The sequence below is a fragment of the Corallococcus macrosporus genome (assembly GCF_017302985.1).
In the GTDB taxonomy this organism is placed as follows: Bacteria; Myxococcota; Myxococcia; order Myxococcales; family Myxococcaceae; genus Corallococcus; species Corallococcus macrosporus_A.
Window position 1 is genome coordinate 635,001 of the sequence record NZ_JAFIMU010000004.1, and the last position, 26,404, is coordinate 661,404.

The 26,404-nt window shown below is 68.6% G+C and carries 20 protein-coding genes and 2 rRNA genes (1 of these 22 running past the window's edge); 15 read left to right on the forward strand and 7 right to left on the reverse strand.

Annotated elements, in window-relative coordinates; all coding sequences use genetic code 11:
• From JYK02_RS07785 to JYK02_RS07805, 5 genes are all read left to right on the forward strand, one after another.
• Positions 1 to 1,825, forward strand: a 23S ribosomal RNA gene (locus tag JYK02_RS07785); it begins 1,142 nt to the left of the window's first position.
• A gap of 183 nt (positions 1,826 to 2,008) precedes the next feature.
• A 5S ribosomal RNA gene (rrf, locus tag JYK02_RS07790) occupies positions 2,009 to 2,125 on the forward strand.
• Between the two features lie 291 nt (positions 2,126 to 2,416).
• Positions 2,417 to 5,221 (forward strand): serine/threonine-protein kinase, encoded by a 2,805-nt coding sequence (locus JYK02_RS07795; protein ID WP_207050262.1) that lies wholly within the window; start codon positions 2,417 to 2,419, stop codon positions 5,219 to 5,221.
• 116 nt (positions 5,222 to 5,337) lie between these two features.
• Positions 5,338 to 6,708, forward strand: coding sequence for a KamA family radical SAM protein (locus JYK02_RS07800; RefSeq protein ID WP_207050263.1), 1,371 nt, complete (start codon positions 5,338 to 5,340; stop codon positions 6,706 to 6,708).
• Positions 6,708 to 7,943 (forward strand): KamA family radical SAM protein, encoded by a 1,236-nt coding sequence (locus JYK02_RS07805; RefSeq protein ID WP_207050264.1) that lies wholly within the window; start codon positions 6,708 to 6,710, stop codon positions 7,941 to 7,943. The genes JYK02_RS07800 and JYK02_RS07805 overlap by 1 nt, the downstream gene beginning before the upstream one ends.
• 17 nt (positions 7,944 to 7,960) lie before the next feature.
• Here the strand turns inward: JYK02_RS07805 and JYK02_RS07810 are convergent, their stop codons facing one another.
• From JYK02_RS07810 to JYK02_RS07820, 3 genes are all read right to left on the reverse strand, one after another.
• Positions 7,961 to 8,554, reverse strand: coding sequence for a hypothetical protein (locus JYK02_RS07810; protein WP_207050265.1), 594 nt, complete (start codon positions 8,552 to 8,554; stop codon positions 7,961 to 7,963).
• A gap of 63 nt (positions 8,555 to 8,617) precedes the next feature.
• Positions 8,618 to 8,953: a hypothetical protein gene (locus tag JYK02_RS07815; RefSeq protein ID WP_242588490.1), complete on the reverse strand. Its 336-nt coding sequence runs from the start codon at positions 8,951 to 8,953 to the stop codon at positions 8,618 to 8,620.
• 38 nt (positions 8,954 to 8,991) lie between these two features.
• Positions 8,992 to 9,540: a hypothetical protein gene (locus JYK02_RS07820; RefSeq protein ID WP_207050267.1), complete on the reverse strand. Its 549-nt coding sequence runs from the start codon at positions 9,538 to 9,540 to the stop codon at positions 8,992 to 8,994.
• A gap of 114 nt (positions 9,541 to 9,654) precedes the next feature.
• On the opposite strand from JYK02_RS07820, the gene JYK02_RS07825 reads away from it, so the two are divergent.
• The 6 genes from JYK02_RS07825 to secF all read left to right on the forward strand — a co-directional run bounded on the left by JYK02_RS07825 (position 9,655) and on the right by secF (position 16,564).
• Positions 9,655 to 10,761 carry a SpoIID/LytB domain-containing protein gene (locus JYK02_RS07825; protein ID WP_207050268.1) on the forward strand — a complete coding sequence of 369 codons (1,107 nt, stop codon included), beginning with the start codon at positions 9,655 to 9,657 and terminating at the stop codon, positions 10,759 to 10,761.
• 53 nt (positions 10,762 to 10,814) lie between these two features.
• Positions 10,815 to 11,903, forward strand: coding sequence for a tRNA preQ1(34) S-adenosylmethionine ribosyltransferase-isomerase QueA (gene queA / locus JYK02_RS07830; protein ID WP_207050269.1), 1,089 nt, complete (start codon positions 10,815 to 10,817; stop codon positions 11,901 to 11,903).
• Between the two features lie 56 nt (positions 11,904 to 11,959).
• The gene (gene tgt / locus JYK02_RS07835; RefSeq protein ID WP_242588564.1) at positions 11,960 to 13,096 is read left to right on the forward strand and encodes a tRNA guanosine(34) transglycosylase Tgt; all 1,137 of its coding nucleotides are present in this window, start codon (positions 11,960 to 11,962) and stop codon (positions 13,094 to 13,096) included.
• A gap of 151 nt (positions 13,097 to 13,247) precedes the next feature.
• The gene (gene yajC / locus JYK02_RS07840; RefSeq protein WP_207050271.1) at positions 13,248 to 13,598 is read left to right on the forward strand and encodes a preprotein translocase subunit YajC; all 351 of its coding nucleotides are present in this window, start codon (positions 13,248 to 13,250) and stop codon (positions 13,596 to 13,598) included.
• Positions 13,598 to 15,370 carry a protein translocase subunit SecD gene (secD, locus tag JYK02_RS07845; protein ID WP_207050272.1) on the forward strand — a complete coding sequence of 591 codons (1,773 nt, stop codon included), beginning with the start codon at positions 13,598 to 13,600 and terminating at the stop codon, positions 15,368 to 15,370. Before yajC ends, secD begins: the two co-directional genes overlap by 1 nt.
• A 30-nt stretch (positions 15,371 to 15,400) precedes the next feature.
• A complete protein-coding gene (gene secF, locus JYK02_RS07850; protein WP_207050273.1) occupies positions 15,401 to 16,564 on the forward strand; it encodes a protein translocase subunit SecF in 1,164 nt (387 codons plus the stop codon).
• A gap of 65 nt (positions 16,565 to 16,629) precedes the next feature.
• Here secF and JYK02_RS07855 read toward each other — a convergent pair whose 3' ends face one another.
• Positions 16,630 to 17,214: an outer membrane beta-barrel protein gene (locus JYK02_RS07855; protein WP_207050274.1), complete on the reverse strand. Its 585-nt coding sequence runs from the start codon at positions 17,212 to 17,214 to the stop codon at positions 16,630 to 16,632.
• Between the two features lie 170 nt (positions 17,215 to 17,384).
• On the opposite strand from JYK02_RS07855, the gene recJ reads away from it, so the two are divergent.
• Positions 17,385 to 19,100, forward strand: coding sequence for a single-stranded-DNA-specific exonuclease RecJ (gene recJ, locus JYK02_RS07860; RefSeq protein WP_207050275.1), 1,716 nt, complete (start codon positions 17,385 to 17,387; stop codon positions 19,098 to 19,100).
• Between the two features lie 16 nt (positions 19,101 to 19,116).
• On the opposite strand, the gene JYK02_RS07865 is transcribed toward recJ, so the two are convergent.
• From JYK02_RS07865 to JYK02_RS07875, 3 genes are all read right to left on the reverse strand, one after another.
• Positions 19,117 to 19,356 (reverse strand): YHS domain-containing protein, encoded by a 240-nt coding sequence (locus JYK02_RS07865; RefSeq protein ID WP_120597215.1) that lies wholly within the window; start codon positions 19,354 to 19,356, stop codon positions 19,117 to 19,119.
• A 198-nt stretch (positions 19,357 to 19,554) separates the two neighbouring features.
• Positions 19,555 to 20,331 (reverse strand): hypothetical protein, encoded by a 777-nt coding sequence (locus JYK02_RS07870; RefSeq protein WP_207050276.1) that lies wholly within the window; start codon positions 20,329 to 20,331, stop codon positions 19,555 to 19,557.
• Positions 20,332 to 20,342: 11 nt separating this feature from the next.
• Positions 20,343 to 21,638, reverse strand: a complete 1,296-nt coding sequence (locus tag JYK02_RS07875) for a hypothetical protein (protein ID WP_207050277.1) — start codon at positions 21,636 to 21,638, stop codon at positions 20,343 to 20,345.
• Positions 21,639 to 21,807: 169 nt separating this feature from the next.
• On the opposite strand from JYK02_RS07875, the gene aspS reads away from it, so the two are divergent.
• The 3 genes from aspS (at position 21,808) to JYK02_RS07890 (ending at position 26,080) form a co-directional block, all read left to right on the forward strand.
• On the forward strand, positions 21,808 to 23,625 hold the full coding sequence (gene aspS / locus JYK02_RS07880; RefSeq protein ID WP_207050278.1) for an aspartate--tRNA ligase: 1,818 nt from the start codon (positions 21,808 to 21,810) through the stop codon (positions 23,623 to 23,625).
• Positions 23,626 to 23,777: 152 nt separating this feature from the next.
• Positions 23,778 to 25,031, forward strand: a complete 1,254-nt coding sequence (locus JYK02_RS07885; RefSeq protein WP_207050279.1) for a carbohydrate porin — start codon at positions 23,778 to 23,780, stop codon at positions 25,029 to 25,031.
• A gap of 59 nt (positions 25,032 to 25,090) precedes the next feature.
• Positions 25,091 to 26,080, forward strand: a complete 990-nt coding sequence (locus JYK02_RS07890) for a cupin-like domain-containing protein (protein WP_207050280.1) — start codon at positions 25,091 to 25,093, stop codon at positions 26,078 to 26,080.
• Positions 26,081 to 26,404: the final 324 nt, after the last annotated feature.

The window sequence follows — 26,404 nt, forward strand, 5'->3', positions numbered from 1 at the left end:
AAGAAAGCGTAATAGCTCACTGGTCAAGACAGGCCGCGCCGAAAATGTAACGGGGCTCAAGACTAGTGCCGAAGCTTCGGGTCATGCATGTTTGGCATGCATGGCGGTAGGGGAGCGTCCCAGTTGCAGCGAAGGTAGACCGAAAGGGCTGCTGGAGCGACTGGGAGTGCTGATGCCGAAATGAGTAGCGATAAAGGGGGTGAGAAACCCCCTCGCCGTAAACCCAAGGTTTCCTGGGTCAAGTTAATCTTCCCAGGGTTAGCCGGGTCCTAAGCCGAGGCCGAAAGGCGTAGGTGATGGCAAGCAGGTTAATATTCCTGCGCCATCTTGCAGACGTTGAACTGAGGGAGGACGGAGAAAGCTAGGCGAGCTGACCGGTGGTTGTGTCAGTCTAAAGGCGTAGGGGTGTCGCGTACGAATAAAGGCGCGGCAGTCATCCCCGAGACCCCATGGCGCCCCGCAAGGGGTAAGTCGCTGATGCTCGGCTTCCAAGAAAAGTCCCGCAGGGAGTCTGCAGGGTGTCCGTACCGCAAACCGACACAGGTGGGTGAGGAGAAAATCCTAAGGCGCTTGAGAGAACTCTCCTCCAAGGAACTAGGCAAATTTCCACCGTAACTTCGGAAGAAGGTGGGCCTCTGGTAGGTGTAGGCGTACAGCCGAAGCCGAGAGAGGTTGCAGAGAAATGGCGGTAGCGACTGTTTACCAAAAACACAGGACTCTGCGAAGGCGACAAGCCGACGTATAGGGTCTGACTCCTGCCCGGTGCTGGAAGGTTAAGGGGATTCGTCAGCCGCAAGGCGAAGCGATGATCCGAAGCCCCAGTAAACGGCGGCCGTAACTATAACGGTCCTAAGGTAGCGAAATTCCTTGTCGGGTAAGTTCCGACCTGCACGAATGGAGTAACGACTTCCGCACTGTCTCGGAGAGGGACTCAGCGAAATTGAAATAGCTGTGCCGATGCAGTTTACCCGCAGCAAGACGGAAAGACCCCGTGAACCTTTACTACAACTTGACAGTGACACTAGGGATTGACTGTGTAGGATAGGTGGGAGCCTTTGAAGCCGGGCCGCTAGGTTCGGTGGAGGCAACGGTGAAATACCACCCTGTTGATTTCTGGTGTCTAACCATGTCTCGTCAGCCGGGACTGGGACACTGTCTGGTGGGTAGTTTGACTGGGGCGGTCGCCTCCCAAAAAGTAACGGAGGCGCGCGATGGTTCCCTCAGCCCGATTGGAAACCGGGCGTCGAGTGCAATGGCATAAGGGAGCTTGACTGCGAGACCGACAGGTCGAGCAGGTGCGAAAGCAGGTCATAGTGATCCGGTGGTCCTGAATGGAAGGGCCATCGCTCAACGGATAAAAGGTACTCCGGGGATAACAGGCTTATCTCCCCCAAGAGTTCACATCGACGGGGAGGTTTGGCACCTCGATGTCGGCTCATCGCATCCTGGGGCTGGAGCAGGTCCCAAGGGTTTGGCTGTTCGCCAATTAAAGCGGTACGCGAGCTGGGTTCAAAACGTCGTGAGACAGTTTGGTCCCTATCTGCTGTGGGCGTAGGATACTTGAGAGGCTCTGACCTTAGTACGAGAGGACCGGGTTGGAGGCACCGCTGGTGTACCAGTTGTCTCGCCAGAGGCATCGCTGGGTAGCCATGTGCCGATTGGATAACCGCTGAAAGCATCTAAGCGGGAAACCGACCTCAAGACCAGGTATCCCGGGCGCAAGCCCCTGAAGACTCGTGGAAGACTACCACGTTGATAGGCTGGGTGTGTAAGCGCGGTAACGCGTTAAGCTAACCAGTACTAATAAGTCGAGCGGCTTACTTCCCCCCTTCTCTTGCATGCCCCCTCGTGGGGAGTAAGGGACTCGGGGCCAAGGCCGAGGCCAGGACGCGTACGTCGCGTCCGCCCGGAAGACAGCTATTCTCAAACGCGCTTCTTCAACTTCTGAAGAGGCTTCATTCAAGCGGAAGCTTGCAACTTACCCTTCGTATGCACCGTCAGTCGCTTTTCCGGTGGCAATGTCGGAGGGGTCACACCCGTTCCCATCCCGAACACGGAAGTTAAGCCCTCCAGAGCCGATGGTACTCCGCGGGAAACCGCGTGGGAGAGTAGGTCGCTGCCGGATTCTTTTTGAAAGCCCCTGGTGCCGCAAGGCGCCAGGGGCTTTGTCTTTGCGGGCTTCGGTTCCCTCGCTGTCGCCTCCGGTTGGAGCGCTGATCCGTGCTCGCCGGGCCAACGTGGGGGGCGGGTGGGTCAGTTTCGGGGCGAGGGGACGCCAAGTTCTCGGATTCCTTGGGGAAATGCGTCATCGTGGATGTTTGACCGGCGTTCCCACTGGATCTAGAGTCTCTGCTCCCCCCGGTCTGCGCACCGCCTGCCGCGGTCCGTACTCGCCGGCGTCGGGCAGCCCCGCGAGATGAAGAAGCCGACCTTCTTTGGGAAGTACCTGCTCCTCGAGCGCATCAACGTCGGCGGCATGGCCGAGGTCTTCATCGCGAAGGCCTTTGGCGTCGAAGGCTTCGAGCGCATCCTCGCCATCAAGAAGATCCTTCCGACGATGGCGGAGGATGACGAGTTCATCACGATGTTCATCGACGAGGCGCGGATCAGCGTTCAGCTGAACCACGCCAACATCGTGCACATCCACGAGCTCGGAAAGCACGAGGACACGTACTTCATCGCCATGGAGTACGTGGCGGGCCGTGACGTCCGCACGCTCCTGGAGCGCTACCGCCGCCGCAAAGAGATCATGCCCACCGCACAGGCGGTGTTCATCGTCTCCAAGATGTGTGAGGGCCTGGACTACGCCCACCGCAAGAAGGACGCGCGCGGCCAGGACCTGCACATCATCCACCGCGACGTGTCACCGCAGAACATCCTCGTCTCGTACGAAGGCGAGGTGAAGATCATCGACTTTGGCATCGCCAAGGCCGCCAACCGCTCGCAGAAGACGCAGGCCGGCATCCTCAAGGGGAAGTTCGGCTACATGAGCCCGGAGCAGGTCCGGGGCATGCCCATCGACCGGCGCAGCGACATCTTCGCCGTCGGCGTGCTGCTCTACGAGATGCTCACGGGCGAGAAGCTCTTCGTGGGCGAGTCGGACTTCTCCACGCTGGAGAAGGTGCGCAACGCGGACATCCCGCTGCCTCGCGAGTTCAATCCGAACATCTCCGCGGGTCTGGAGAAGGTCGTCCTCAAGGCGCTCGCGCGCGAGCCCGAGGACCGCTACCAGTGGGCGTCGGACCTTCAGGAGGACCTGATGCGCTTCCTCCTCGCGGGGGACGCCATCTACTCGTCGAAGCACCTGTCCGGCTTCATGAAGGAGGCCTTCGCCGAGGACATGCTCCGTGAGGCGGAGAAGATGGAGCGCTATGCCTCCGTCGAGCGCCCGGACCAGATTGAGCACTCGGGCGTGACGGTTCCTCCCCCGGCCGCGGCGCCCCGCGCGACCGCGCCGAAGAAGTCGCCCCCGCCCGCGGCTTCGGGCTCTCCCGTGGGCCGCGCCTCCACGGCGCCCGCCCAGCCCGCGCCTGGCTACATCCCTCCGCCTACCGACGAGGAGTTGGCGGAGATGGATGGCGCCGCGGACAAGACGCAGATCGTGGACTCCACGCACACGTTCCGTGCTCCGGAGACGCGGATCGCCGACAGCAGCGTCGTCGTGGACGACAGCATCACCGGCCGCTCAGAGAACCCCATCGACCGGGCCGGGCACCACACCAGCGCTTCTCCCTACGCCCAGGACGAGGGGAGAGGCGGCAAGGGCAAGAGCGGTCCCAAGTCCCAGGTCATCATCGGGGACGAGGGCGGGGAGGCCTACGCGGGCGCGACCATGATTGGTCCCGCGCCAACGGCGCCGCCCTCGCGCTCGCGGGGGGGCTCCGCTGCCCCGGTGCTGGATCCCGAGGAAGAGGAGACGACTGGCAACATCACCCTCCCGGTAGGCGCGCGCCACAATGGCCTCCGCCCCCAGGCGGCGGAAGCCGAGGACCCGGACGGCGCCTACGACGACCAGGGCGACGACTTCGAGCGCGACGGCCAGGAGGACTACGGCGACGAGGGACAGGAGGGCGACGAGCCGCCCTACGATGACGAGGCTGACGGCCCCGCGACCATCCCGCAGAAGGCTTCCAAGATGGCGAAGCCGGCCCCGCCCGCCAAGGTCGAGGCCAAGGCGAAGGCGCCCGCCGGACCGAAGAAGCCGCTGCCCAAGCCCGCCATCATCGGCGGGGCCGCGGGCGTGGCGCTGCTGCTCATCGTGGCCGTGATCTTCGTCGTGCGCGGCTCGTCCACGGGCTCCGTGAACTTCGTCGCGCCCGTGGGGGCCACCGTCCTCGTGGACGGGGAAACCGTCAACGCCAACCAGGTCATCGAGCTCTCCGCGGGCCTGCACAACGTGACCGCGTCCGCCCCGGGCTACCAGCCCGTGACGCAGCAGATCGAGGTCACCGCAGGACAGGCGGCGGCCCCCATCCTCCTCAGCCTGAAGGCGGAGGCGCCTCCCAAGCCCGCGGAGCCCAAGCCCGTGGAGCCCACGGCCCCGCCTCCGACGACGCCCCCGGTGGCCGAGAACACGCCGCCTCCGACGACGCCGGAGGCGCCTCCGGAGAAGCCCGTCGAGCCCCCCGCGCCGAAGACGTTCACGGCCCTGTTCGAGGGGCAGGAGGGCGCGGAGATTTCCGTCGACGGCAAGGCCCTGGGCAAGCTGCCCGGCGCGAAGCTCGGCGACCTGGAGATGGGCAAGAAGTACACGTTCACCGCGAAGCGCGCGGGCTACAAGCCGTTCTCCGGCGACTTCACGTCCAACGGCGACGCCGAGGTGCGTGTCCCCGTCGACATGGTGGCCGAGGCCCCGCCTCCGGAGCCGAAGCCGAAGACCCCGCCTCCGGAGCCGGAACCGAAGCCGAAGACTCCGCCCGTGGCCGTGGTGCAGCCCACCCCGAAGCCTCCGCCTACCCCCAAGCCCGCGCCCACCCCGAAACCCTCCGCCGCTGCCGCGATGGGCAAGTTCGCCTGCAGCACGTCTCCGGCGGGCGCTCAAATCTGGGTGGACGGAAAGAACACGGGCCGCGTCACCCCGGTGCCGCTGGGCAATCCGCTGACGCTGCCGGTGGGCAAGCGCAAGGTCGTCTTCAAGCTCAACGGCAAGTCGACCAAGCCCCAGGTCGTCGTCGTCGAGGCGGATGGCGTGGCCAAGCTCATCAACATCAAGGTGGAGTGAACGAACGCACTGCGCCATGGGGCATCTTCTGCCCCCTTCGATTGTTGAGCAGGGATGTCAGGGGGCAGGCTATGACGCCTCGCCCACGACGCTCCTTACGTTGAGGTGATGTGTTCATGAGCACGACGTCCACTCGAGGCAAGCCCGACGCTGGCCCCGCGCAGCAGCCGTTCACCTATCCGCTTCGCAAGGAGTTCGTGGAGCCCGACTGGCGCCGCATCCCGGGCTACAAGGACGTCACCGCGGCCGAGTGGGAGAGTTCGGTGTGGCAGCGCAAGCACACCGTGAAGAACCTGCGCGAGCTGAAGGCGACGCTCGGAGAGCTGCTGCCGGACGACCTGGCCGCGAGCATGGAGCTGGACCAGAAGGAACGGGCGACGATGTCCATCCTCGTCCCGCCCCAGATGCTCAACACCATGAACCTGGAGGACCTGTGGAGCGACCCGGTCCGCAGGTACATGCTGCCGGCGCTCGCCGACCGCCGCACGGACTGGCCCAACCACCCGCGCGCCAGCCGTGACAGCCTCCACGAGGCGGACATGTGGGTCGTCGAGGGCCTGACACACCGCTATCCGACGAAGGTGCTGGCGGAGATGCTGCCCACGTGCCCGCAGTACTGCGGCCACTGCACGCGCATGGACCTGGTGGGCAACGACGTCCCGCAGGTGTCCAAGCACAAGTTCGCGACGGGGCAGAAGGAGCGCTACGAGCAGATGCTGGACTACCTGCGCCGCACGCCCACCGTGCGCGACGTGGTGGTGTCCGGCGGCGACATCGCGAACCTGCCCATCCAGGCGCTGGAGCCGTTCGTCAGCGCGCTGATGGACATCCCGAACATCCGGGACATCCGCCTGGCGTCCAAGGGGCTCATGGCGCTGCCGCAGCACTTCCTCCAGGACAACGTGCTGGCGGGGCTGGACCGGCTGGCGAAGAAGGCCGTGGAGCGCGGCGTGGACCTGGCGCTGCACACGCACGTGAACCACGCGCAGCAGCTCACGCCGCTCGTGGGCAAGGCGGTGCGCAAGCTGCTGGACATGGGCTTCCGTGACGTGCGCAACCAGGGCGTGCTCTTGCGCGGCGTGAACGACAGCCCCAAGGCGCTCCTGGACCTGTGCTTCACGCTGCTCGACCACGCGAAGATCCTGCCGTACTACTTCTACATGTGCGACATGATCCCCAACAGCGAGCACTGGCGGCTGTCGGTGGCGCAGGCGCAGAAGCTCCAGCACGACATCATGGGCTACATGCCGGGCTTCGCCACGCCGCGCATCGTCTGTGACGTGCCGTTCGTGGGGAAGCGGTGGATTCACCAGGTGGCGGAGTACGACCGCGAGCGCGGCATCTCCTACTGGACCAAGAACTACCGCACGAGCGTGGAAGCCAACGACGCCGGCGCACTTGAGCGGAAGTACGAGTACTTCGACCCCATCGACACGCTGCCGGAGTCCGGCCAGGCGTGGTGGCGGGATCAGCCCAAGGCGGCGTGATGGACTCCTCCGCGGGCGCGACGGCGCCCATGACGGCCCCCCGTCCCTCGCTCAGTGCCGAGGGGCGGGCCCGGTTGTTCCCGTCCGCCACCGACGCGGAGTGGACGGACTGGCGCTGGCAGCAGCGTCACTCGGTGCGCAACCTGGAGCAGCTGGAGCGCTACGTGCGCCTGACCCCGGAGGAGCGCGCCGGGGTGCAGGAGACGTCCTCGCTGTTCCGGATTGGCATCAGCCCGTACTACCTGTCGCTCATCGATCCGGAGCACGCGTCGTGCCCCGTGCGCATGCAGTCCATTCCGGTGCGCGCGGAGGCCCGGGTGCGGCCCGGGGAGCTGGAGGATCCGCTCGGCGAGGACAAGACGCGCCCGGAGGAGTGCATCGTCCACAAGTATCCGGACCGGGTGCTGTTCCTGGCCCTGGATACGTGCTCGGTCTACTGCCGCCACTGCACGCGGCGGCGCATCACCAAGGGCGGCGAGGCGGAGCTCACCAAGGACCAGATGCGCCGGGGCATCGACTACGTGCGCAGCCACCCGGAGGTGCGCGACGTGCTCATCTCCGGCGGGGATCCGTTCCTGCTGAGCGAGGAGCGGCTGGAGTCGCTGCTCGCGCCGCTGAGCGAGATTCCCCACGTGGAGATGATCCGCATCGGGACGCGGGTGCCAGTGGTGCTGCCCATGCGCGTCACCGACTCGCTGGCGCGGCTGCTGCGCCGCTACGCGCCCGTCTACGTCATCACCCACTTCAACCACCCGAAGGAAGTGACGCCCGAGGCCCGGGAGGCGTGCGAGCGGCTGGTGGACCATGGCGTGCCGGTGGAGAACCAGGCGGTGCTGATGCGGCAGCTCAACTCGGATGCGCGCATCATCAAGGAACTGTCGCACGCGCTCCTGCGCAGCCGCGTGCGGCCGTACTACCTGCACCAGATGGACGTGGCGGAAGGCTGCGAGCACCTGCGCACGCCCATCGCCAAGGGGCTGGAGATCCTCCAGCAGCTTCGCGGCCACACCAGCGGGCTCGCGGTGCCGCACCTCGCGGTGGACCTGCCGGGTGGGGGAGGGAAGGTCACCCTCCAGCCGGACTACGTCATCGAGCGGGGCGAGCGGGAGACCCTGTTCCGCAACTACAAGGGCCAGATTTACGCCTACCCGGAGCCGGAGGAGACCGACTGCTCCTGCCCGTACGACGAGGTATGGCAGGCGCGGTCGCGGGAGCTGGTCTCCCGGAGCCGCTGACGGCCGTCGCGGCGGGGCTACCTGCCGCGGCGCGAGCCTGACTTGGACGACTTGCGGGTGAAGGACTTCTTCACCGTGCCGGCGTTGGAGCCGATGTCCACGACCGGCGCACCGGACGCGGTGCCGTCCAGGCTGCCGTCGACGTCGACGGTGGGCTCCGCGCCCTCCTCGGACTCCAGCTCCACGGGGTCCGCGTCGCTGAAGCCCTGCTGGATGTGAACCTCGCCGTCACCCTTGCGCTTCTTGGCCTCGGCTTCCTTCTCCGCCTTGGCCTTGTCGTCGAGCCGCTTGGCCTCGTTGGCGGCGCGCTGGTTGTCGTCGGGCGTCATCCGGGCCGTGAAGTTGGCGAACTCCTTGGCGGAGACGCCGTGCTTCTCCATGACCTTGGCGGATTCCTTCTGCTGGTCGCGGATGGCCTGGCCGCGCTCGGCGTTGGTCATCTCCGACGGCTTGCGGTTGCCGTAGTCGGCGTTCACCTTCGCCTGGGCCGCGGCCTCGTCGCGCTGGATGGCCGCCACCTTCTCCGGCGTCAGGCCGTCATCCTCCGCGAGGGCAGGAGACGCCAGCACGAGCGACGAAGCAGCGAGCATCAACGAGAGACGGGTCATCATGGGGAGGCTCCTCAATCCGGCCCATCATAGGCACGGAGTCCGAGCCGACGCATGGCCGGTTCTTCAGGGTGCCTGACACCGCGTGCAGCCGTCACCCGCGCCCGCGCACTGCTCGCGCGCCCTGGCGCAGCGCGGCGGCAGGTCGTCGCGGTCCGCCTGCTGCTCCACGAGGCCGCAGAGCTCCTCCGCCGTGGCGCACGTCTTCGCGGAGACGTCGCACTGCTGCGCGCACGTCAGGTCGTCTCCCTGCTCGCGGGCGCGCAGCTCGTCGAGGCGCGCTTCGATGCCGTCGATGGCCGCGTCGTCGTCCCCGGCCACCCGGGTGTCCACGTGCTTCGCACAGCCCGTCAGCGTGATTCCCACGATGAGGAGGGCCAGCCATGACCGGGTCGCTCGCATGGCCCTACCCATATGCGTCGGCTCGGGGCCGCGTCCAGTCAGCGGCGCTCGGGGGAGCGCATGCGGCGCTCGGGGCGGGGCTCGGGCTCGGGAGGGCGGCTCCAGTAGAGCCAGGCGGTGAGGGCCAGGAGCGCGGCCACGGCCAGCCTCCGCAGCCACTCCTCGCGCGCCCGTCCGGGCGAGTCCGCGTCGGCCTCGGCGGCACGGGCCATCGCGGCCTCCACCTCGGGCCCCAGCTCATGCATCCGCTGACACAGCCGGGCCACGGGGGCGAGCGCCACCGGCACCGGCGCGGTGTCCTTCTCCACGGCCACGGCCAGCATGCGCTCCCAGGCGGTGGCTTCCTCCTGGCTCTCAGGAGCGCGGGTGGCCAGTTCCAGCTGCCGGGCCAGCGCCTCCGCGGCACGGAGAAGCAGCACGGAGAAGGCGTCGTTGGAGATGCCGTACCAGGCCGCGCACTCCGCCAGGGGACGGCGCTCCACCAGCCGGCGGACCAGGACGGCGGCCGTGCGGGGCTCCAGCGCTCGCAGGGCCGCGACGAGGGCCTCGGGGGACAGGCGGGCGGCATCGGGGACGGAGGCAGTCACGGGGCTCCATTCTGCGGCATCCGCCCGGGGTTTTCGCGGGCTGCCGCCGGGGGCGTGCCCTGGGCACCGGCCGATTTCTTGAGGAGGATCGCCCCGCCCCTAGACTGTTGGACCATGTTGCAACGTGTGGCACTGCTGCTGCTCCTGCTCGCGTCGTCGCGGGCGTTCGCCGTGGAGACGATGCGCATTGCCATGGACGACCCCGGCGAGGAGGTCCGCGTGAGCGGCCGGGGCCTGGGCTTCGGCCCCGATGCCGAGGACGGCACCTTCGTCCCCATCACCGCCGGGCAGGCCACCGTGCGCCGCCGCAACGGCAAGCTGGAGGTCAACGGGGCGCCCGTCATCGGGGACGCCGTCCGCTTCCGGGGCGGCATGGAGGCCACCGACGCGGGCGGTCCCGGCAACGAGCCACTCAAGGCGGGCAGCGCGCAGGTGCGCGGCGACGTCGTCGTGCGCGTCTTCAAGAACAGCCTCCAGCTCATCAACGTCATCCCCCTGGAGGACTACCTCGCGGCGGTGCTCGGCAGCGAGATGCCCGTGTCCTTCCCCCTGGAGGCCCTCAAGGCCCAGGCCGTGGCCGCGCGGACGTACGCGCTGCAGAAGAAGCTCGACTCGTACGGCGCCGCCTTCCACATGGGCAGCAGCGTGCTCCACCAGGTGTATGGCGGCGTCAACCGCGAGGACGCCAAGACGCGCGCCGCCGTGGAGGCCACGCGGGGCGAGGTGCTCACGTACGACCTGGCCCCCATCGAGGCGTACTTCCATGCCTCCTGCGGCGGCCGCACCGAGTCCGGTCAGGACGCCCTCCAGCGGAACCTGCCGTACCTGCAGCCCGTCGACTGTCCCTGCGGCAAGCTGCCCGCCAGCCGCTGGTCCGCGACCCTCCCCGAGGCGGAGCTGCGCAAGGCGCTGAAGTCCTCTCCGGACGGCATGCGCGTCAGCGGCCGCACGCCCACGCACCGGGTGACCCGCGTGACGCTGGCGGGTGGCACCGTGGTGGACGGCGTGCAGTTCCGCCGCAAGCTGGGCTACACGCGCCTCAAGAGCCTGGACTTCGACGTGGAAGCCTCCGGCAAGAACTACGTGTTCACCGGGCGTGGCTTCGGCCACGGGGCGGGGCTGTGCCAGTGGGGCGCCAAGGCCTTCGCCGACCAGGGCAAGACGTACCGGGAGATCCTCTCCCACTACTACCCGGGCGCCGAGTTCCAGCAGCTCTACTGACCTGCCTCGGCGGTTTCCGTGAGGGCGCGGGGGCTGCTACAAGCGCCAACCCCGTGTCGTCCCTCCTCTCCGACTACGATTTCGAGCTCCCCGAGGCGCAGATCGCCCAGGCCCCGCTGCCCCACCGGGACGCGTCGCGCCTGATGGTCGTCAGCCGCGCCACCGGCGCCTGGAGCCACCAGCACTTCACCGACCTCGTGGACCTGCTGCGCGAGGGGGACCTGCTCGTCCTCAACGACGCGCGTGTCATCCCCGCGCGCCTGCTGGGCCAGAAGAGCGGCACCGGCGGCCGCGTGGAGCTGCTCGTGGTGCGGCCCGCCGCCGCAGCCACGCTCACCTCCGCCGCGCTCGGCGGCGCGCCCGAGTCCCTGGAGTGGGTCTGCCTGGGCCAGGCGTCCAAGGGGCTCAAGCCCGGCCAGTCCGTCACCTTCGCCGGGGGCCTGTCCGCCGAAGTCCTGGAGGCCCTGGGGGGAGGGGAGTACCGGGTGCGCTTCCACGCCGCTCCGGGCACGTCGCTCGCCAGCCTCCTGGACGCGGCGGGGCGCCTGCCCCTGCCTCCGTACATCACCCGCGAGCCCGAGGCCGCGGACGCCGAGCGCTACCAGACCGTGTACGCGCGCGCGTCCGGCGCCGTGGCCGCGCCCACCGCCGGCCTGCACTTCACGCCCGAGGTCTTCGCGAAGCTCGCGGCGAAGGGCGTGCGGCGCGCGGAGGTGACGCTCGACGTGGGGCCCGGCACCTTCCTCCCCGTGCGCGAGGAGGTGCTGGACAAGCACCACATGCACCCGGAGCGCTTCACCGTGCCCCGGGTCACCGCCGACGCCGTGAACGCCGCGAAGGCGGAAGGACGCCGCGTGGTCGCCGTGGGCACCACCGTGGTGCGCACGCTGGAGTCCGCCACGGACCCCGACACGGGCCGGCTGAAGAGCGGCCCCGGTGAGACGGCGATGTTCATCCGGCCCGGCTATGTCTTCCGCCAGGTGGACGTGCTCCTCACGAACTTCCACCTGCCGCGCTCCACGCTGGTGATGCTGGTGAGCGCGCTCCTGGGCCGTGAGCGCACGCTCGCCGCGTACCAGGAGGCCGTGCGCGCGGGCTACCGGTTCTTCAGTTACGGCGATGCCATGTTGGTGAAGGAGTGAGTGCCGTGGTCGATGAGCAGCGCAAGGAAAAGGGCGATACCCGCGTGCCCCCGGGGCTGGTGCGCTTCGAGCTGTTGCACGAGGACCAGAGCGGCACCAAGGCGCGCCGTGGCCGGCTGAACACGCCGCACGGCCCCATTGAAACGCCCATCTTCATGCCCGTGGGCACCGTGGGCAGCGTCAAGGGCGTGGGCCCGGACGACCTGAAGACCCTGGACGCGCAGATCATCCTGGGCAACACCTACCACCTGATGCTCCGCCCCACGGACGCGCTCGTCGGGGAGATGGGCGGCCTGCACCGGTTCATCTCCTGGGACCGGCCCATGCTCACCGACAGCGGCGGCTTCCAGGTGTTCAGCCTGTCGGAGAAGCGGAAGATCACGGAGGAGGGCGCGGCGTTCCAGTCGCACCTGGACGGCTCGCGGCACTTCCTGTCGCCGGAGCGCTCCATCGAAATCCAGGAGACGCTGGGCGCGGACGTCATCATGGCGTTCGACGAGTGCCCTCCGTCCACCGAGGACCGGGCCTACCTGGAGAAGTCCCTGGCGCGCACCACGCGCTGGCTGCACCGGTGCGTGAAGGCGTGGGGCCGCGAGCGCTCGTCGCTCTTCGGCATCGTGCAGGGCGGCCTCCATGACGACCTGCGCAAGCGCCACGCGGAGGAGGTGTGCGCGGTGGACCTGCCCGGCTACGCGCTGGGCGGCTACTCCGTGGGCGAGGCCCCGGAGGCGATGCACGCGGGCGTGGCGTACTCGGCGCCGCTCTTGCCCCGGGACAAGCCGCGCTACCTCATGGGCGTGGGGACGCCGCTGGACCTGGTGACGTGCGTGGAGCATGGCGTGGACATGTTCGACTGCGTGCTGCCCACGCGGTGCGCGCGCAACGGCCTGCTCTTCACCTCGGAGGGCAAGCTGGTCATCCGCAACGCGGCCTATGCCAAGGACCCGCGCCCGGTGGACCCGGCGTGTTCCTGCTACACCTGCCGCACGTTCAGCCGGTCCTACCTGCGGCACCTCTTCGCTGCGGGGGAGATCCTCGCGATGCGGCTCAACACGCTGCACAACCTGCACTACTTCCTGGACCTGATGGCCCAGGTGCGCCGGGCCATCTCCGAGGACCGCTTCGCGGCGTTCGCCCGGGACTTCCGGGCGAGGGCGCAGGCCCAGGAAGCGGAGCGCAAAGGCGGCCGGTGAGCGGGCAACGGGATTGCCGCGCTTCCGGCGTTCACTTGCTCACATGGGGCGCCCTTGCTAAGAGGCCACCCTTTCGGATGTTTTGACCCCACCCGTACGCCGGGTCGGGGCCGCTATCCCGAGTCCTCCCTTTCAAACGACGAGGCAGTACGTGGCTGACAGTTTCCTGATTCTCGCGCAGGCCGGGGCCGGTTCCCCCCTGGGGACCTTCGGCTTCCTCGCCGTGCTGGTGGCCATCATGTACTTCGTGATGATCCGCCCCCAGCAGAAGCAGCTCAAGGAGCACCGCAACCTGCTCGCGGGGCTGAAGAAGGGCGATGACGTCGTGACGTCCGGCGGCATCCTCGGGCGCATCCACCAGGTGGACGACTCCACCGTGACGCTGGAAGTGGCCAGCGGGGTGCGCGTGCGCGTGCTCAAGACGGCTGTCAGTGCGAAGGGAACCGTTCCGGTGGCCGGCGCCCCGGCGGCGCTCCCCGCTGAGAAGAAGGAGGAGAAGTAATGGACCGCGGCTGGTGGTGGAAGTTCGGAATGATTGTCGCGGTGACGCTGGGGACTCTCTGGTTCCTCGTCCCGACGTACTACTCGCTGGTCGTGCTGGACCGGAACGAGCGCAACAACATCGCCGTGCTGGAGCAGCGGCTGCCCGCGTGGGCGCCCCCCGCGAAGTACCGCCTCAACCTGGGGCTGGACCTGCAGGGCGGCATCCACATGGTGATGCGGGTGGACACCAAGACGGCCCTGCAGAAGCGCACCGAGCGCCGCGGGCAGCAGATCGCCACCTACGTCAACGACAAGAAGCTGGGCGAGGTGACGGCGGACACGGATCCGGAGCGGCTGCAGCTGACGCTGACCGCGAAGGACCCGGCCACCATGGACGCCATCCAGAAGGAGGTCCTGGCCACCTTCACGGACTTCTCCCTGGAGTCGCGCAACGGCGGCACGCTGGTGCTCAAGCCGGACGAGGGCCAGGTGAACCGCTTCCGTGACGAGGCCGTGGACCAGGCCATGCTCGTCATCCGCCGCCGCATCGACAAGTGGGGCGTGGCGGAAGTGGACGTGCGCAAGCTGGGCACGGACTCCATCCAGATCTCGCTGCCCGGCCGCAGCAACCCGGAGCAGGCCAAGGAGCTGGTGGGCACCACCGCGCAGCTGGAGTTCCGGATGGTGGACGACACCAACCCGCAGGTGTTCGCGCAGATGTACCAGCAGAACCCGCCCCCGGCGGAGAGCAAGATCACGCTGGTGGAGGACGAGGGCTTCCCGCAGCTGTCCTCGCCCAACCGCGAGGCGCTGCTGGCGTACGCGAAGGACAAGACGCCGGAAGGCCGCGACGTCGTCACCGAGTGCGTGGCGAACCCGGTGAAGAAGAACGACTGCATCGCGTACCGCAGCTACCTGCTGGACAAGAACGTGCCGCTCACGGGCGAGAGCCTGTCCGGCGCGGACGCGTCCGTCAGCCAGATGAACGAGCCGGAGGTGAACATCGCGTTCGACCCGGCCGGCGCGCGTGAGTTCGAGAAGCTCACCGAGGCCGCCGTGGGCCGCCGCATGGCCATCGTGCTGGACGACAACGTGCACACCGCCCCGCGCATCAACGAGAAGATTGGCGGCGGCCGCGCGCGCATCACCATGGGCCGCGCCGGTGCGCGCAGCTTCGAGGAGTGGCTGGGCGAGGCGCAGACGCTGGCGCTGGTGCTCAAGGCCGGCGCGCTGCCCGCGCCGGTGACGGTGGGCGAAATCCGTCAGGTGGGCGCGACGCTGGGCGACGAGCTCATCAAGAAGGGCAGCCTGGCCGCGCTGGTGGGCCTGGCGCTCGTCGTCGTCTTCATGGCCATCTACTACCGCAAGTCCGGCCTCATCGCGGACGTGGCGCTCTTGCTCAACGGCCTGCTCATCCTGGCGGGCCTGGCGTTCTTCAACGCCACGCTGACCTTGCCGGGCATCGCGGGCTTCGTGCTCACGCTGGGCATCGCGGTGGACGCGAACGTGCTCATCAACGAGCGCATCCGCGAGGAGCTGTCCCACGGCAAGTCCGCGCGCGCGGCGGTGGACCAGGGCTACGACCGCGCCTTCTGGACCATCTTCGACGCGCACGTGACGACGCTCATCGCGGGCTTCATCCTGTTCTTCACGGGAACGGGTCCGGTCCGCGGCTTCGCCACCACGCTCATCGTGGGCCTGCTGGCGTCGCTGTTCACGTCCATCGTCGTGACGCGCGTCATCACGACCTACTTCGTCCACGGCCGCAACGCGCAGTCGGTGTCCGTCTAACCGGCCCCCAGCGCCCTCGGGAAATCCGCCATGCAGATTCTCAAGCACAAGACGAACATCGACTTCATCAGCAAGCGCAAGCCGGCGCTCTTCATCTCCACGCTCATCAACCTGGCCATCATCGTCGGCATCGCCGCAGTGGGGTTCAACTTCGGCGTGGACTTCGCCGGCGGCACGGTGGTGGAGCTGAAGTACAACACGCCCACCACCGCGGAGCAGGTCCGTGAGAAGGCCCAGGCGGGCGGTCTGCACGACGTCAGCGTCCAGGGCGTGGGCGCGGCCGAGGAGAACTCCTTCCTCCTGCGCATGGGCGGCGTCACGCAGCTCACGGAGGAGAACGCCGAGCGCGCGAAGACGGCCATCCAGGGCCTGGGCGAGACGCGCAACGTCTACGCCGACATGGCGAACGGCATCGTGAACTTCCGCTCCACGCAGCCCATGTCCCCGGAGGCGGTGAAGAAGGCCGTCGAGGGCGCGGGCATCGGCGTGCAGGAGGTTCGTGACCTGGGCGCGAACCAGGGGGGCACCGGCTACGACTACCAGGTCGTCGCGAGCGGCATGGCGGACAAGGTGTTCGCCGCGCTGGGCGCGGGCCTGGACAAGCCCAACTTCGAGCAGCGCCGCGTGGACTACGTGGGCCCGCAGGTGGGCAAGCAGCTGCGCAACCGCGGCATCATGGCGCTGCTGTATTCCATGGTCGCCATCCTCATCTACGTGGCGTTCCGCTTCGACTTCAAGTTCGGCCCCGGCGCGCTGCTCGCCATGGTGCACGACGTCATCATGGTGGCGGGCTACTACCTGGTGAGCCGGCGCGAGTTCAACCTCACGTCCATCGCCGCGCTGCTCACCATCGTGGGCTACTCGGTGAACGACACCATCGTCATCTACGACCGCATCCGTGAGGACATGGTGAAGTACAAGGGCAAGGCGCTGCCGGAGATCATCAACATCGCCGTCAACGACACGCTGGGCCGCACCATCCTCACCTCCGGCGTGACGGCGCTGTCGCTCATCGGTCTGCTCATCTTCGGCGTGGGCGAGATCTTCGACTTCGCCATGGCGATGCTGGTGGGCATCCTCGTGGGCACGTACTCGTCCGTGTACATCGCCAGCCCGCTGGTCATCTGGCTGGACGAGCGCGCGCACGCCCGCGAGGGGCACTCCGGCGCCAAGCAGGAGCCGAAGACGGCCTGAGCTGTTTGAGGCCTTGAAGCAACGAGGGCCCTCCTCCCCGCGCGGGAGCGAGGGCCCTTCGCTTTCTAGAAGCGCGCGCCCAGCGTGAGCGACGCGTCCATGAGGCCGCCGCCCGCGTCGTCCGTGCTGGTGGCGTCCGCGAAGTCCTGATCGATGAGGACGCGGTACGTGCCGCGCACGCCCGCCGTGAGGCCGCCGGTGTTGAACTCCAGGCCCACCGCGAGTGGCACCTCCTCCATCAGGTCGGAGTCGTAGAGCCCCGCGCCCGCGCCGCGCACGTCCACGTAGGACAGGCCCAGGCCCACGCCCGCGAAGGGGCGCACAGCGGTGAGGAAGGGCGGCGACACCTTCACCAGCGCGCTGCCGCCGTTGCGCACCAGCGAGGGCGCGTCGAAGAGGCGCGTGTCGGCGACCTTGTTCTGCGAGCCCTCGTAGCCGACCTCGAAGCCGAGGAAGGTGGTGGGCTGGAGGTTGAGCGTGAGGCCCCACAGCGGGCCGGTGCTCGACAGGTCGCCCAGGTCGCCCGTGTAGTCGCCAATGCCGCCGCGCAGGAACACGTTCACGTCCCCCTGCTTCTTCTGCGCGAGCGCGGGTCCCGCGCCCAACACGACGGCCATCAGGACGCCGCCCTGGAGAAACCTGCGAAACATGCGGACCTCCCTGTCCACGGGTGTGCATTCAAGCTGGGCACCGCGTACCCGCCGTGCAGGTCCACAGCAGGAAGGCAGGCGAGCGCACGGCTGAACACGTGTGCAGGAGGGAGGTGTGAGTGGACGGGTTGGACTGCCTTGGTCGGACGTCTGAGGTACTGTCCTCCTCCATGCGGTGGTTGCTTCCAGATGTCGTCGAGCAGGAGGTCGGTTCGCTTGCGGGTGAGCTGTCGCTGCACCCGTTGGCGGCGAGGGTGTTGCTGCACCGGGGCTACCGCACGCCAGAGGCGGCGTCGGCCTTCCTGTCGGACCGGCTGGCGGACCTGCCGGACCCGTTCCGGATGAAGGGCATGGGCCCCGCGGTGGAGCGCGTGCTGCGCGCGGTGCGGCTCAAGGAGAAGGTCACGCTCTACGGGGACTACGACGTGGACGGCGTGTCCTCCACGTCGCTCATGTACCTGTTCCTCAAGGAGCTGGGCGCCACCCCCGCCACGTACATCCCGCACCGGCTGGACGAGGGCTACGGCCTCAACCTGGGCGCGGTGGAGCGCATCGCGCAGGACGGCACGCGCCTGCTGGTGACGCTGGACTGCGGCATCACCTCCGTGGCGGAGATTGCCCGCGCGAAGGAGATGGGCCTGGACGTCGTGGTGGTGGACCACCACACGGTGCCGCCCACGCTGCCGCCCGCCACCGCGGTGCTCAACCCGCACCAGCCCGGCTGCGAGTACCCCACGAAGGTGCTGTGCGCCGCGGGCGTGGCCTTCAACCTGTGCATGGGCCTGCGCAAGCGGCTTCGCGACGACGGCTTCTTCGCCACGCGCAAGGAACCCAACCTCAAGGCGCTGATGGACCTGGTGGCGCTGGCCACCGTGGCGGATGTGGTGCCGCTCACCGGCGCCAACCGCATCCTGGTGGCGCACGGCCTCCAGGAGCTGTCCCAGGGCCGCCGCCCCGGCATCCGCGCGCTGAAGGAGGTGGCCGGCATGGAGCCGGACGCGTCCGTCACCGCGGGGCAGGTGGGCTTCCGCCTGGGGCCTCGCATCAACGCCGCGGGCCGCCTGCATGACGCGTCGCTGGGCCTCCAGCTCCTGTGCGCGGATTCCGTGGAGACGGCGCGCTCGCTGGCGCAGGTGCTGGACCGCGCGAACGCGGAGCGGCAGGGCATCGAGAGCAGCATCCTCACGCAGGCGCTGGCGCAGGCGGAGGAGCACAAGGATTCGCGCGGGCTGGTGCTCTTCGACGAGGGCTGGCACCCGGGCGTCATCGGCATCGTGGCGTCGCGCGTGGTGGAGCGCTACCACCGGCCCACGGTGATGGTGGGCGTGAAGGACGGGGTGGGGAAGGGCTCGGCGCGCAGCATCGAGGCGTTCCACCTGTACGACGCGCTCACCGGCTGCTCGGACCTGCTCATGCGCTACGGCGGGCACAAGCACGCCGCGGGCCTCACCATCGACGCGAAGCAGCTGCCCGCCTTCCGCGAGGCCTTCGCGAAGATTGCCCTCCAGCGCCTGACGCCCGAGGACATGATTCCGCGCTGCCGCGTGGACGCGGTGGTGAACCCGCGCGACCTGGACGCGACGGCGGTGGAGTCCCTGCAGAAGCTGGGGCCCTTCGGTCAGGGCAACCCGGAGCCGGTGCTGGTGCTGCGCGGCCAGCAGGCCCGGCCGCGCGTGCTGCCCGCGAAGTCCGGGGCGCCTGGCGCGGGGCACCTGAAGCTGGCGCTCGTGGACGCGCCGGAGCTGGACGCCATCGGCTTTGGCATGGCGGACCGCGTGTCGCTGGTGGAGGGGCCGGTGGACCTGGCCTTCCAGGCCGGCTTCGACACCTTCCGCGGCCAGCGCAAGCTGTCCCTGCGCCTCAAGGACGTGCGTCAGGCCGCCTGACGCGCGCCGTGCTTCGCTACGCGAGCCCCCAGCGCACCCGGCCCGGCGACATCAGCGCGCCGGCCCGCGCCAGCTCGTTGAGGCGGAAGCGCTCCGCCTGACGCTCGAAGGCGGTGCGGCAGCCCTCCGAGCAGAAGAAGTACCGGCGCTTCTTGTACTCCGACGAGGGATGGCCCTCCGGGGCCTCCAGGTGCCTGCCGCACACCGGATCCCAGTGCCGCGTGTTGCCCTGCCCGTGTTCCTGTTCACCGTTCATCTTCAGCCTCCAGCCCGACGCCCGGACTCCCCCACCCGCTGAGAATGTAAGCAGGGGGCATGCCAGCGGTCCATCTCCTTGGAAGGCCAAGCAGCTCGGCCCTGCGGGGAGGGCGAAAGGGGGAAAAAGTTCAGCCCCCGCCGCCGCTTCCCGGGTGGGAAGGGCGCGGGGGCCGAAGGGACGTCCGGAGCCTGGGCGCTAGAAGCCGACGCCCGCGCTGCCACCGATGAAGATGTCGTTGGCGTAGCCGCGCCGCAGGCCCATGGCCTCCAGGCGGAAGGTGAGGTGCAGCGTGCGCGACAGGGCGGGCCGTCCGCGGATGCCCAGGCCGTACTGCACCACGGGCTTGAGGCCGTTCACCTTCGTCTCGTCGTCGCCCACGGTGATGCCGGTGTTCTGGTAGGCGAGTCCGCCACCGGCCTGGAGGAACAGACCGAAGGGCGAGTCGCCGAAGCGGAACAGCCAGGCGGGCGCGAGCGTGAAGTAGTGAAGCCGCGTGTCCCCCTTGATGAATTCCGTGCCGTCACTGAGGCTGCCGTAGAGCCAGCGCAGGTCCGCGAAGAGGGCCTCGCGCAGGGTGTCGTTCTCCGTGAAGAAGTTGCGGCCGAACTCCCAGGTGGCGCGCACGCCCAGGCCGGGCTTGTTGTCGGAGAAGTCACCGCGGGCGCTGTCCACCATCAGCACGCCGCCGACGAGCTCCACCGCGACACCCAGGGTGGGGTCGTCCAGGCGGGACATGGCGCGGAAGCCGTCGTCGGTCTCGCGCTCGGCGGCCTCGCGGAACTCGTCCGTTTCGTCCACCAGCTTGCGGCGGCGCTCATAGGCGTCGTCGTCCTCCTTCTGGGCCTTCTCCTGGGCGCGCTCGGCCTCCTGGTCCGGGTAGGCGTAGGGGTCGTCGTCATCCGCGCTCTGGGCGAACGCGGCGGGGGTGAAGAGCAGGCTGCCGGCGAGGCAGGCCTTGAGCCAGGTGTTCAAGGGAGCGGGCCTCACTGGAAGATGCTCGGGCAGGTGGTGCCGCCGGCCGCGCTGGCCGGGCAGAGGTTGTCGCCGATGAGGTCCGCGCGGGGAATCTGCAGGTGGTCCATGAACTCGTTGCAGACGGCCTTGCGCAGCTCCAGGTCGGTGATGTGCGAGATGATGGCCCGGGCGGGGACGGCGAGCGTGAACAGCGATTGGTCACCCAGCACCTGCTGCGTGTACTGGTAGATGCCCGGGGTGGAGGGGTTCGTGTCGTAGTACGCGGAGACGATGTCGCGCTGCAGCTGGGCCTCCTGGCCCGTGGAGCGGCCCGCCTGGTAGAGCGCGGACGCGAGCAGCGTGCCCACCTGGTACTCGGCGCCGTCGGAGGAGAAGGTGCCCAGGTCCTGCTGATACACGCGGGTGTAGAGCAGCGCGCTCATGCAGCGGTTGCCGTTGGACAGGTCGCGCGCGTCGGTGACGCCGGTGAAGGGGCCGCCGTCGAAGGAGGGCGCGAGGAAGCGCGGATCACACCCGCTGGGGCTGCGGCAGCTGGCGCCGTAGGCGTGGTAGTCCGCCAGGCCCTCGTCGAAGGCCTTGAGCACGTTGGCGCCCGGGCTGGGAGACTCCGCGGCCCAGAGGGACAGCGCCACGGGCAGGTTCTGCGTGGCGTACGCCAGCCGGTTGAACACGAGGTGCGAGTACTCGTGCGCCATCACCGCCGAGTTGAGGGGCAGCGGCGCGCGCTGGATCTGATCGAACGGCAGCACCAGGAACGCCTGGAGCACCGGGTAGAAGATGGCGTTGTCCTCCGCCGGCTCCTTGCTCACCTGCGTCTGGATGAACTCCGGGAAGTAGTAGAGCGTCGGCGTGGGGTCGAAGGACGCGACCTTCACGTTGGCCACGGTGCGGAAGTACTCGTTGGCGCGCTCGAGGTTGTAATACGAGGTCACCATGTTCCAGGAGTGGAAGTCCGCGGGCCAGAGGACGTCCTCGCCCGTCTTCTCATCCTTCTGGGTGATGTAGCTGGCCTTCACGTCGTGGCCGGACTTCTTGAGCAGCACGTCCGCGACCGTGTCCTCCGTGGCGTTCTGGAGCGCGGGGTCGTTCGGGTCGATGACGATGCGCGCACCGCCCTGGAGGTCGCCGACGGTGCCCTTGAGGCCGACGATGTCCTCGATGGTGGTGAGTTCGACCTGCGTGGGGACGTACTGGCCATTGCTGGAGCGGGACAGGACGGAGACCTTCACGGGGGCCTCGCTGTCCGGCGCGCAGCCCGTGGCCAGGGTCAGCCCGACGGCGGCGGTGATGACTGTTCGGAGCATGACGCCCGTTTTACTCCGGACCGCCGGGAACGTGTATTCCCCTCTGAACGGGGCCGGGCTGGCGAGCAAACGCGGGGGCGTGCGGGCGGCTTGGATTCCTTGACGCGCCGTTTCCACGATCCGCTATGGTGCCCGGCCTTCCTTCCCGAACCAAACGCAGGCGGTCTCCATGGCGGTCCCGTTCATTTCCGAGGTCAAGCGTACCCACACCTGCGGTCAGCTCACGGCCGCGAACGTTGGCGAAGAAGTGGTCCTCTTCGGCTGGGTGCACAACCGCCGCGACCACGGCGGCGCGGTGTTCATCGACCTGCGGGACCGTGAAGGACTCACCCAGGTGGTGTTCGAGCCGGACAGCAAGGAAGCGCACGAGACGGCCGGCCACCTGCGCCTGGAGTACTGCATCGGCATCAAGGGCAAGGTGCTGTCGCGCGGCAAGAACGTGAACCCGAAGATGAAGACGGGGGAGATCGAGGTGAAGGCCTCGGACCTGACCATCTTCAACCGCTCGGAGCCCACGCCGTTCCTCATCGAGGACAACGTGGAGACGTCCGAGGAGAAGCGCCTGGCGCACCGCTACCTGGACCTGCGCCGCGGGCCGCTCCAGAAGACGCTGATGACGCGCTCGAAGATGAACACGCTGGCGCGCTCCTACATGGCGGGCAACGGCTTCCTGGAGCTGGAGACGCCCTTCATGGGCAAGTACACGCCGGGCGGCGCGCGCAACTTCCTGGTCCCCAGCCGCCTGAACCCGGGCAAGTTCTACGCGCTGGCGGAGAGCCCGCAGCTCTACAAGCAGCTCTTCATGGTCGCGGGCTTCGACCGGTACTTCCAGATCGTGAAGTGCTTCCGTGACGAGGACCTGCGCCTGGACCGGCAGCCGGAGTTCACGCAGATCGACGTGGAGATGAGCTTCGTCACCCAGGACGACATCTTCACCATCATCGAAGGCCTGCTGAAGAAGCTGTGGGGCGAGGTGCTGGGCATCGACATCCCGACGCCCTTCATGCGCATGGACTTCTACGAGTCCATGGCGAAGTACGGCAACGACAAGCCGGACCTGCGCTTCGGGCTGGAGCACGTGGTGCTCACCGACGTCATCCGCGAGCACGGCGCCCAGGGCGGCGTGCCCATGATGTGGGACGCGGTGCAGGAGAAGGGCATCGTCAAGGCGATGGTCGTCCCGGCGGAGAAGGCGCTGTCGCGCGCGGAGAGCGACAAGCTGGAGGACTTCGCGAAGCAGGCGGGCGCCAAGGGCCTGGCGCGCGCGAAGGTGGGCGAGGGCGGTGAGTGGACCCAGTCCCCGCTGTCCAAGACCATCACGCCGGCGCTGCGGCAGGCCATCAACCAGGCCGTGGGTGCGAAGACGGGCGACCTCATCCTGTTCCAGTTCGGGAAGGAGTCGCTGGTGCACACGGTGATGGCGAACCTGCGCGTGCACGTGGCGAAGAAGCTGGGGCTGATTCCGGAGTACGGCAGCGGCGGCCAGTGGAAGTTCCTCTGGGTGGTGAACCCGCCCCTCTTCGAGTTCGACGAGGAGACGAACACCTGGGCCGCGGCGCACCACGCCTTCACCCGTCCGCACGACGAGGACGTGCAGTACCTGGGCACGGACCCGGGCCGCGTGAAGTGCCACCGCTACGACGTGGTGCTCAACGGCTTCGAGATTGGCGGTGGCTCCATCCGCCTGCACGACCCGAAGGTGCAGAGCGAAGTGTTCAAGGCGCTGGGCATCCAGGAGGAGGAGGCGCGCGTGAAGTTCGGCTTCCTGCTGGACGCGCTCAAGTTCGGCGCGCCCCCGCACGGCGGCATCGCGCTGGGCATGGACCGCCTGGTGATGCTGCTGACGGGCGCGGAGTCCCTGCGTGACGTGATTCCGTTCCCCAAGACGAAGACGGGCACGGACACGATGACGGGCGCCCCCGGCGACGTGGACGAGAAGCAGCTGCGCGACCTGCACGTGCGCACGGTGCCGCTGCCGCAGAAGTAGCCCGGCGCGCGGGCGTTCGTTCCTCGCCGGACCCCGGGCCTGTCGTGAGGCCCGGGGAGTGGCTGGAAGCGGACGAACGGCCCCCTGGCACGGCTGGACATCCCGGTGGCCGTGGCCATTGAGGACCCGTGACGTGCGAGGAAGAGGGCGCGATGCGGGGACGGGCTTTCGGGGCGTGGGTGCTGGCCTGGGTCCTGCTGTGCGCGGGGCCGGCCTTCGCCGCCGAGACGAAGATGCCTCCGGGCCTCACGGGTGAGTGGGGCGGGGCGCGCGGGCTGCTCTACGAGCTGGGCGTCGCGCTCCAGGTCCGCTACGTGACGGAGCTCGCCTACAACGCGCGCGGCGGCAAGGGACACGCGCTGCGGCAGGCGGGCCAGCTCAACGTGGGGCTGGGCCTGGACCTGGAGAAGCTGGCGGGCGTGAAGGGCGGCACCTTCCAGTTCACGTTCACGCACCGCAACGGCAACAACCTGAACGCGGACATGGCGCTGGGCAACCTCCAGCTGGTGCAGGAGGTGTACGGGCGCGGCAACGTGGGGCGCCTCACGCAGCTCTGGTACGACCAGCTCTTCTGGGACGGGCGGGTGCACCTGAAGCTGGGCCGCGTCACCATGGGCGAGGACACGGCGGACTTCCCCTGTGACTTCCAGAACCTGACCTTCTGCGGCGCGCAGCCCGGCAACATCGTGGGCAACTACTGGTTCAACTGGCCGGTGAGCCAGTGGGGCACGCGGCTGCGCGTGGACATGGCGAAGGTGGCCTACGTGCAGCTGGCCGCGTACGAGGTGAACCCGCGCAACCTGGAGGAGGCCTTCTTCCTGGGGCGCTTCAACGGGGCGACGGGCGTGATGCTGCCCCTGGAGCTGGGGTGGAACCCGAAGTTCGGGGGCGGGCGGCTGGAGGGGCTCTACAAGCTGGGCGCCTGGTACGACACGTCCAACGCGCCCGACATCCTGCTGGACGGCGTGGAGCGGGACGGGCGCTATGGCGCGTACCTCGTCGCGCGGCAGCAGCTCACGCACGTCCTGGGCGCGGAGAACCCCGCGCAGGGGCTCAACGTCTTCCTGCGCCTGACGCACGCGGACCGGCGGACCTCCGCGCAGGACAGCCAGTACGCGCTGGGGCTGGGGTACACCGGCGTCTTCGGCCGGGCGGATGACGACGTGGGCTTCGCGCTGGGCACCACGCACTCCAACGGCCGCTACGTCTCCGCCCAGCGGGCGAAGCAGGCCCAGGACTCCGCCACCGTGGTGCCGCGCACGGAGTACCTGGGCGAGCTGTACTACAGCCTCCACGCGACGCAGTGGCTCGTGCTGCGGCCCAACCTCCAGTTCATCCGTCCCGGCGGTGACGAGGACGCGCGCGACATCGTCGTGCTGGGCCTCAAGGGCGCACTGACCCTGTAGGGCATGTGGGGAGAGGGCCCCCTTTCCGTGCCACTTCGACGGTGGCCTAGAGTGGGGCCATGGCCCTGTCACCCTCGTGGGATGCGTGGCTGTCGGAGAACCTGCTGCGGGGCGTGCCGGAGGCGGCGCTGGCCCGGGCGCTGGTCGCCGGAGGGGTGGCCCCGGAGGAGGCGCGGGCGGAGGTGGCTCGCGCCCGGCGGCACCCGGCGGTGGAGGCCGGGGCGGTGCACGGCGCGCGGGCGGCGGAGGTGGTGGCGCTCCTGGAGGCTCGCGCGGCGCTGCATGGGCAGTCGCGCCGGGGCGTGGAGCGGCGGCGGGGCGTGTCCGCGGAGGAGTTCCAGGCGCGCTACTACCGGGCGCACCGTCCCGTCGTCCTGGTGGACTTCCTGGAGGGCTGGCCGCTCCTGGAGCGCTGGCGGCCGGAGGCGCTGGCGCGGGACTACGGCGACGTGGAGGTGGAGGTCATGGCGGGCCGCGAAGCCCGCGCGGACCATGACGTGTCCCCGGACGCGTGCCGCACGGTGATGCGGCTGGGGGACTTCCTGCGCCGGCTGGAGCAGGGCGGGCCCACCAACGACCTGTACCTCACCGCTCGCAACTTCGCGCTGGAGCGGCCGGAGCTGCGGGGGCTCCTGGATGACCTGCGGCCGGCCCCGGGCTTCGTGTACCCGAAGCGGCAGCACGGCGGCATCAAGCTATGGGTGGGCCCGGCCGGGACGCGCACGGCGCTGCACCATGACGTGGACTCGGTGCTGTTCTGCCAGGTCCATGGGCGCAAGCGCTTCTGGCTGGTCCCGTCCTTCGAGACGCCCCGCCTGTACAACCACACGCACGTGTGGAGCGCCGTGGACGCCGCGGCGCCGGACCTGGAGCGCTTCCCGGACTTCGCCCGCGCGCACGTGCACGAGGTGGTGGTGGGCCCCGGGGAGATGCTCTTCATCCCCGTGGGCTGGTGGCACCAGGTGCACGCCCTGGACGTGAGCGTGTCCCTGACGTTCCAGTCGCTGGACGTGCCGGGCGGAAACACGCGGTGGCACACCTTCGGCTGAGGTGTGCCGCCGCTTCAATCGCTTGCGTCAGCCGTTGAGCTTTTCGCCCTTCGGCGTTTGAGGAAGGGGCGGCGTGGAAGGCGGCGGCGTGGGCGCGGGTGGCTCGGGAGCCCGCTTCCGGCGGAGGTCCTCCTGCTCGGGGTCACAAGGGGGATTGGGATTCGGGACGATTTGGTATGAGTTTTCGGGAGGTATCATGGAGTCCGCTCGTGGTGGATGTGGACGACCCAAATGGTTCAGCCCGACTCAAGGGGGCCGGCGATGACGTCTTCCTTCCCCCCTGAATGGAGAACGTGGCTCGCGAATAACCTTGCGCGGGGGGTG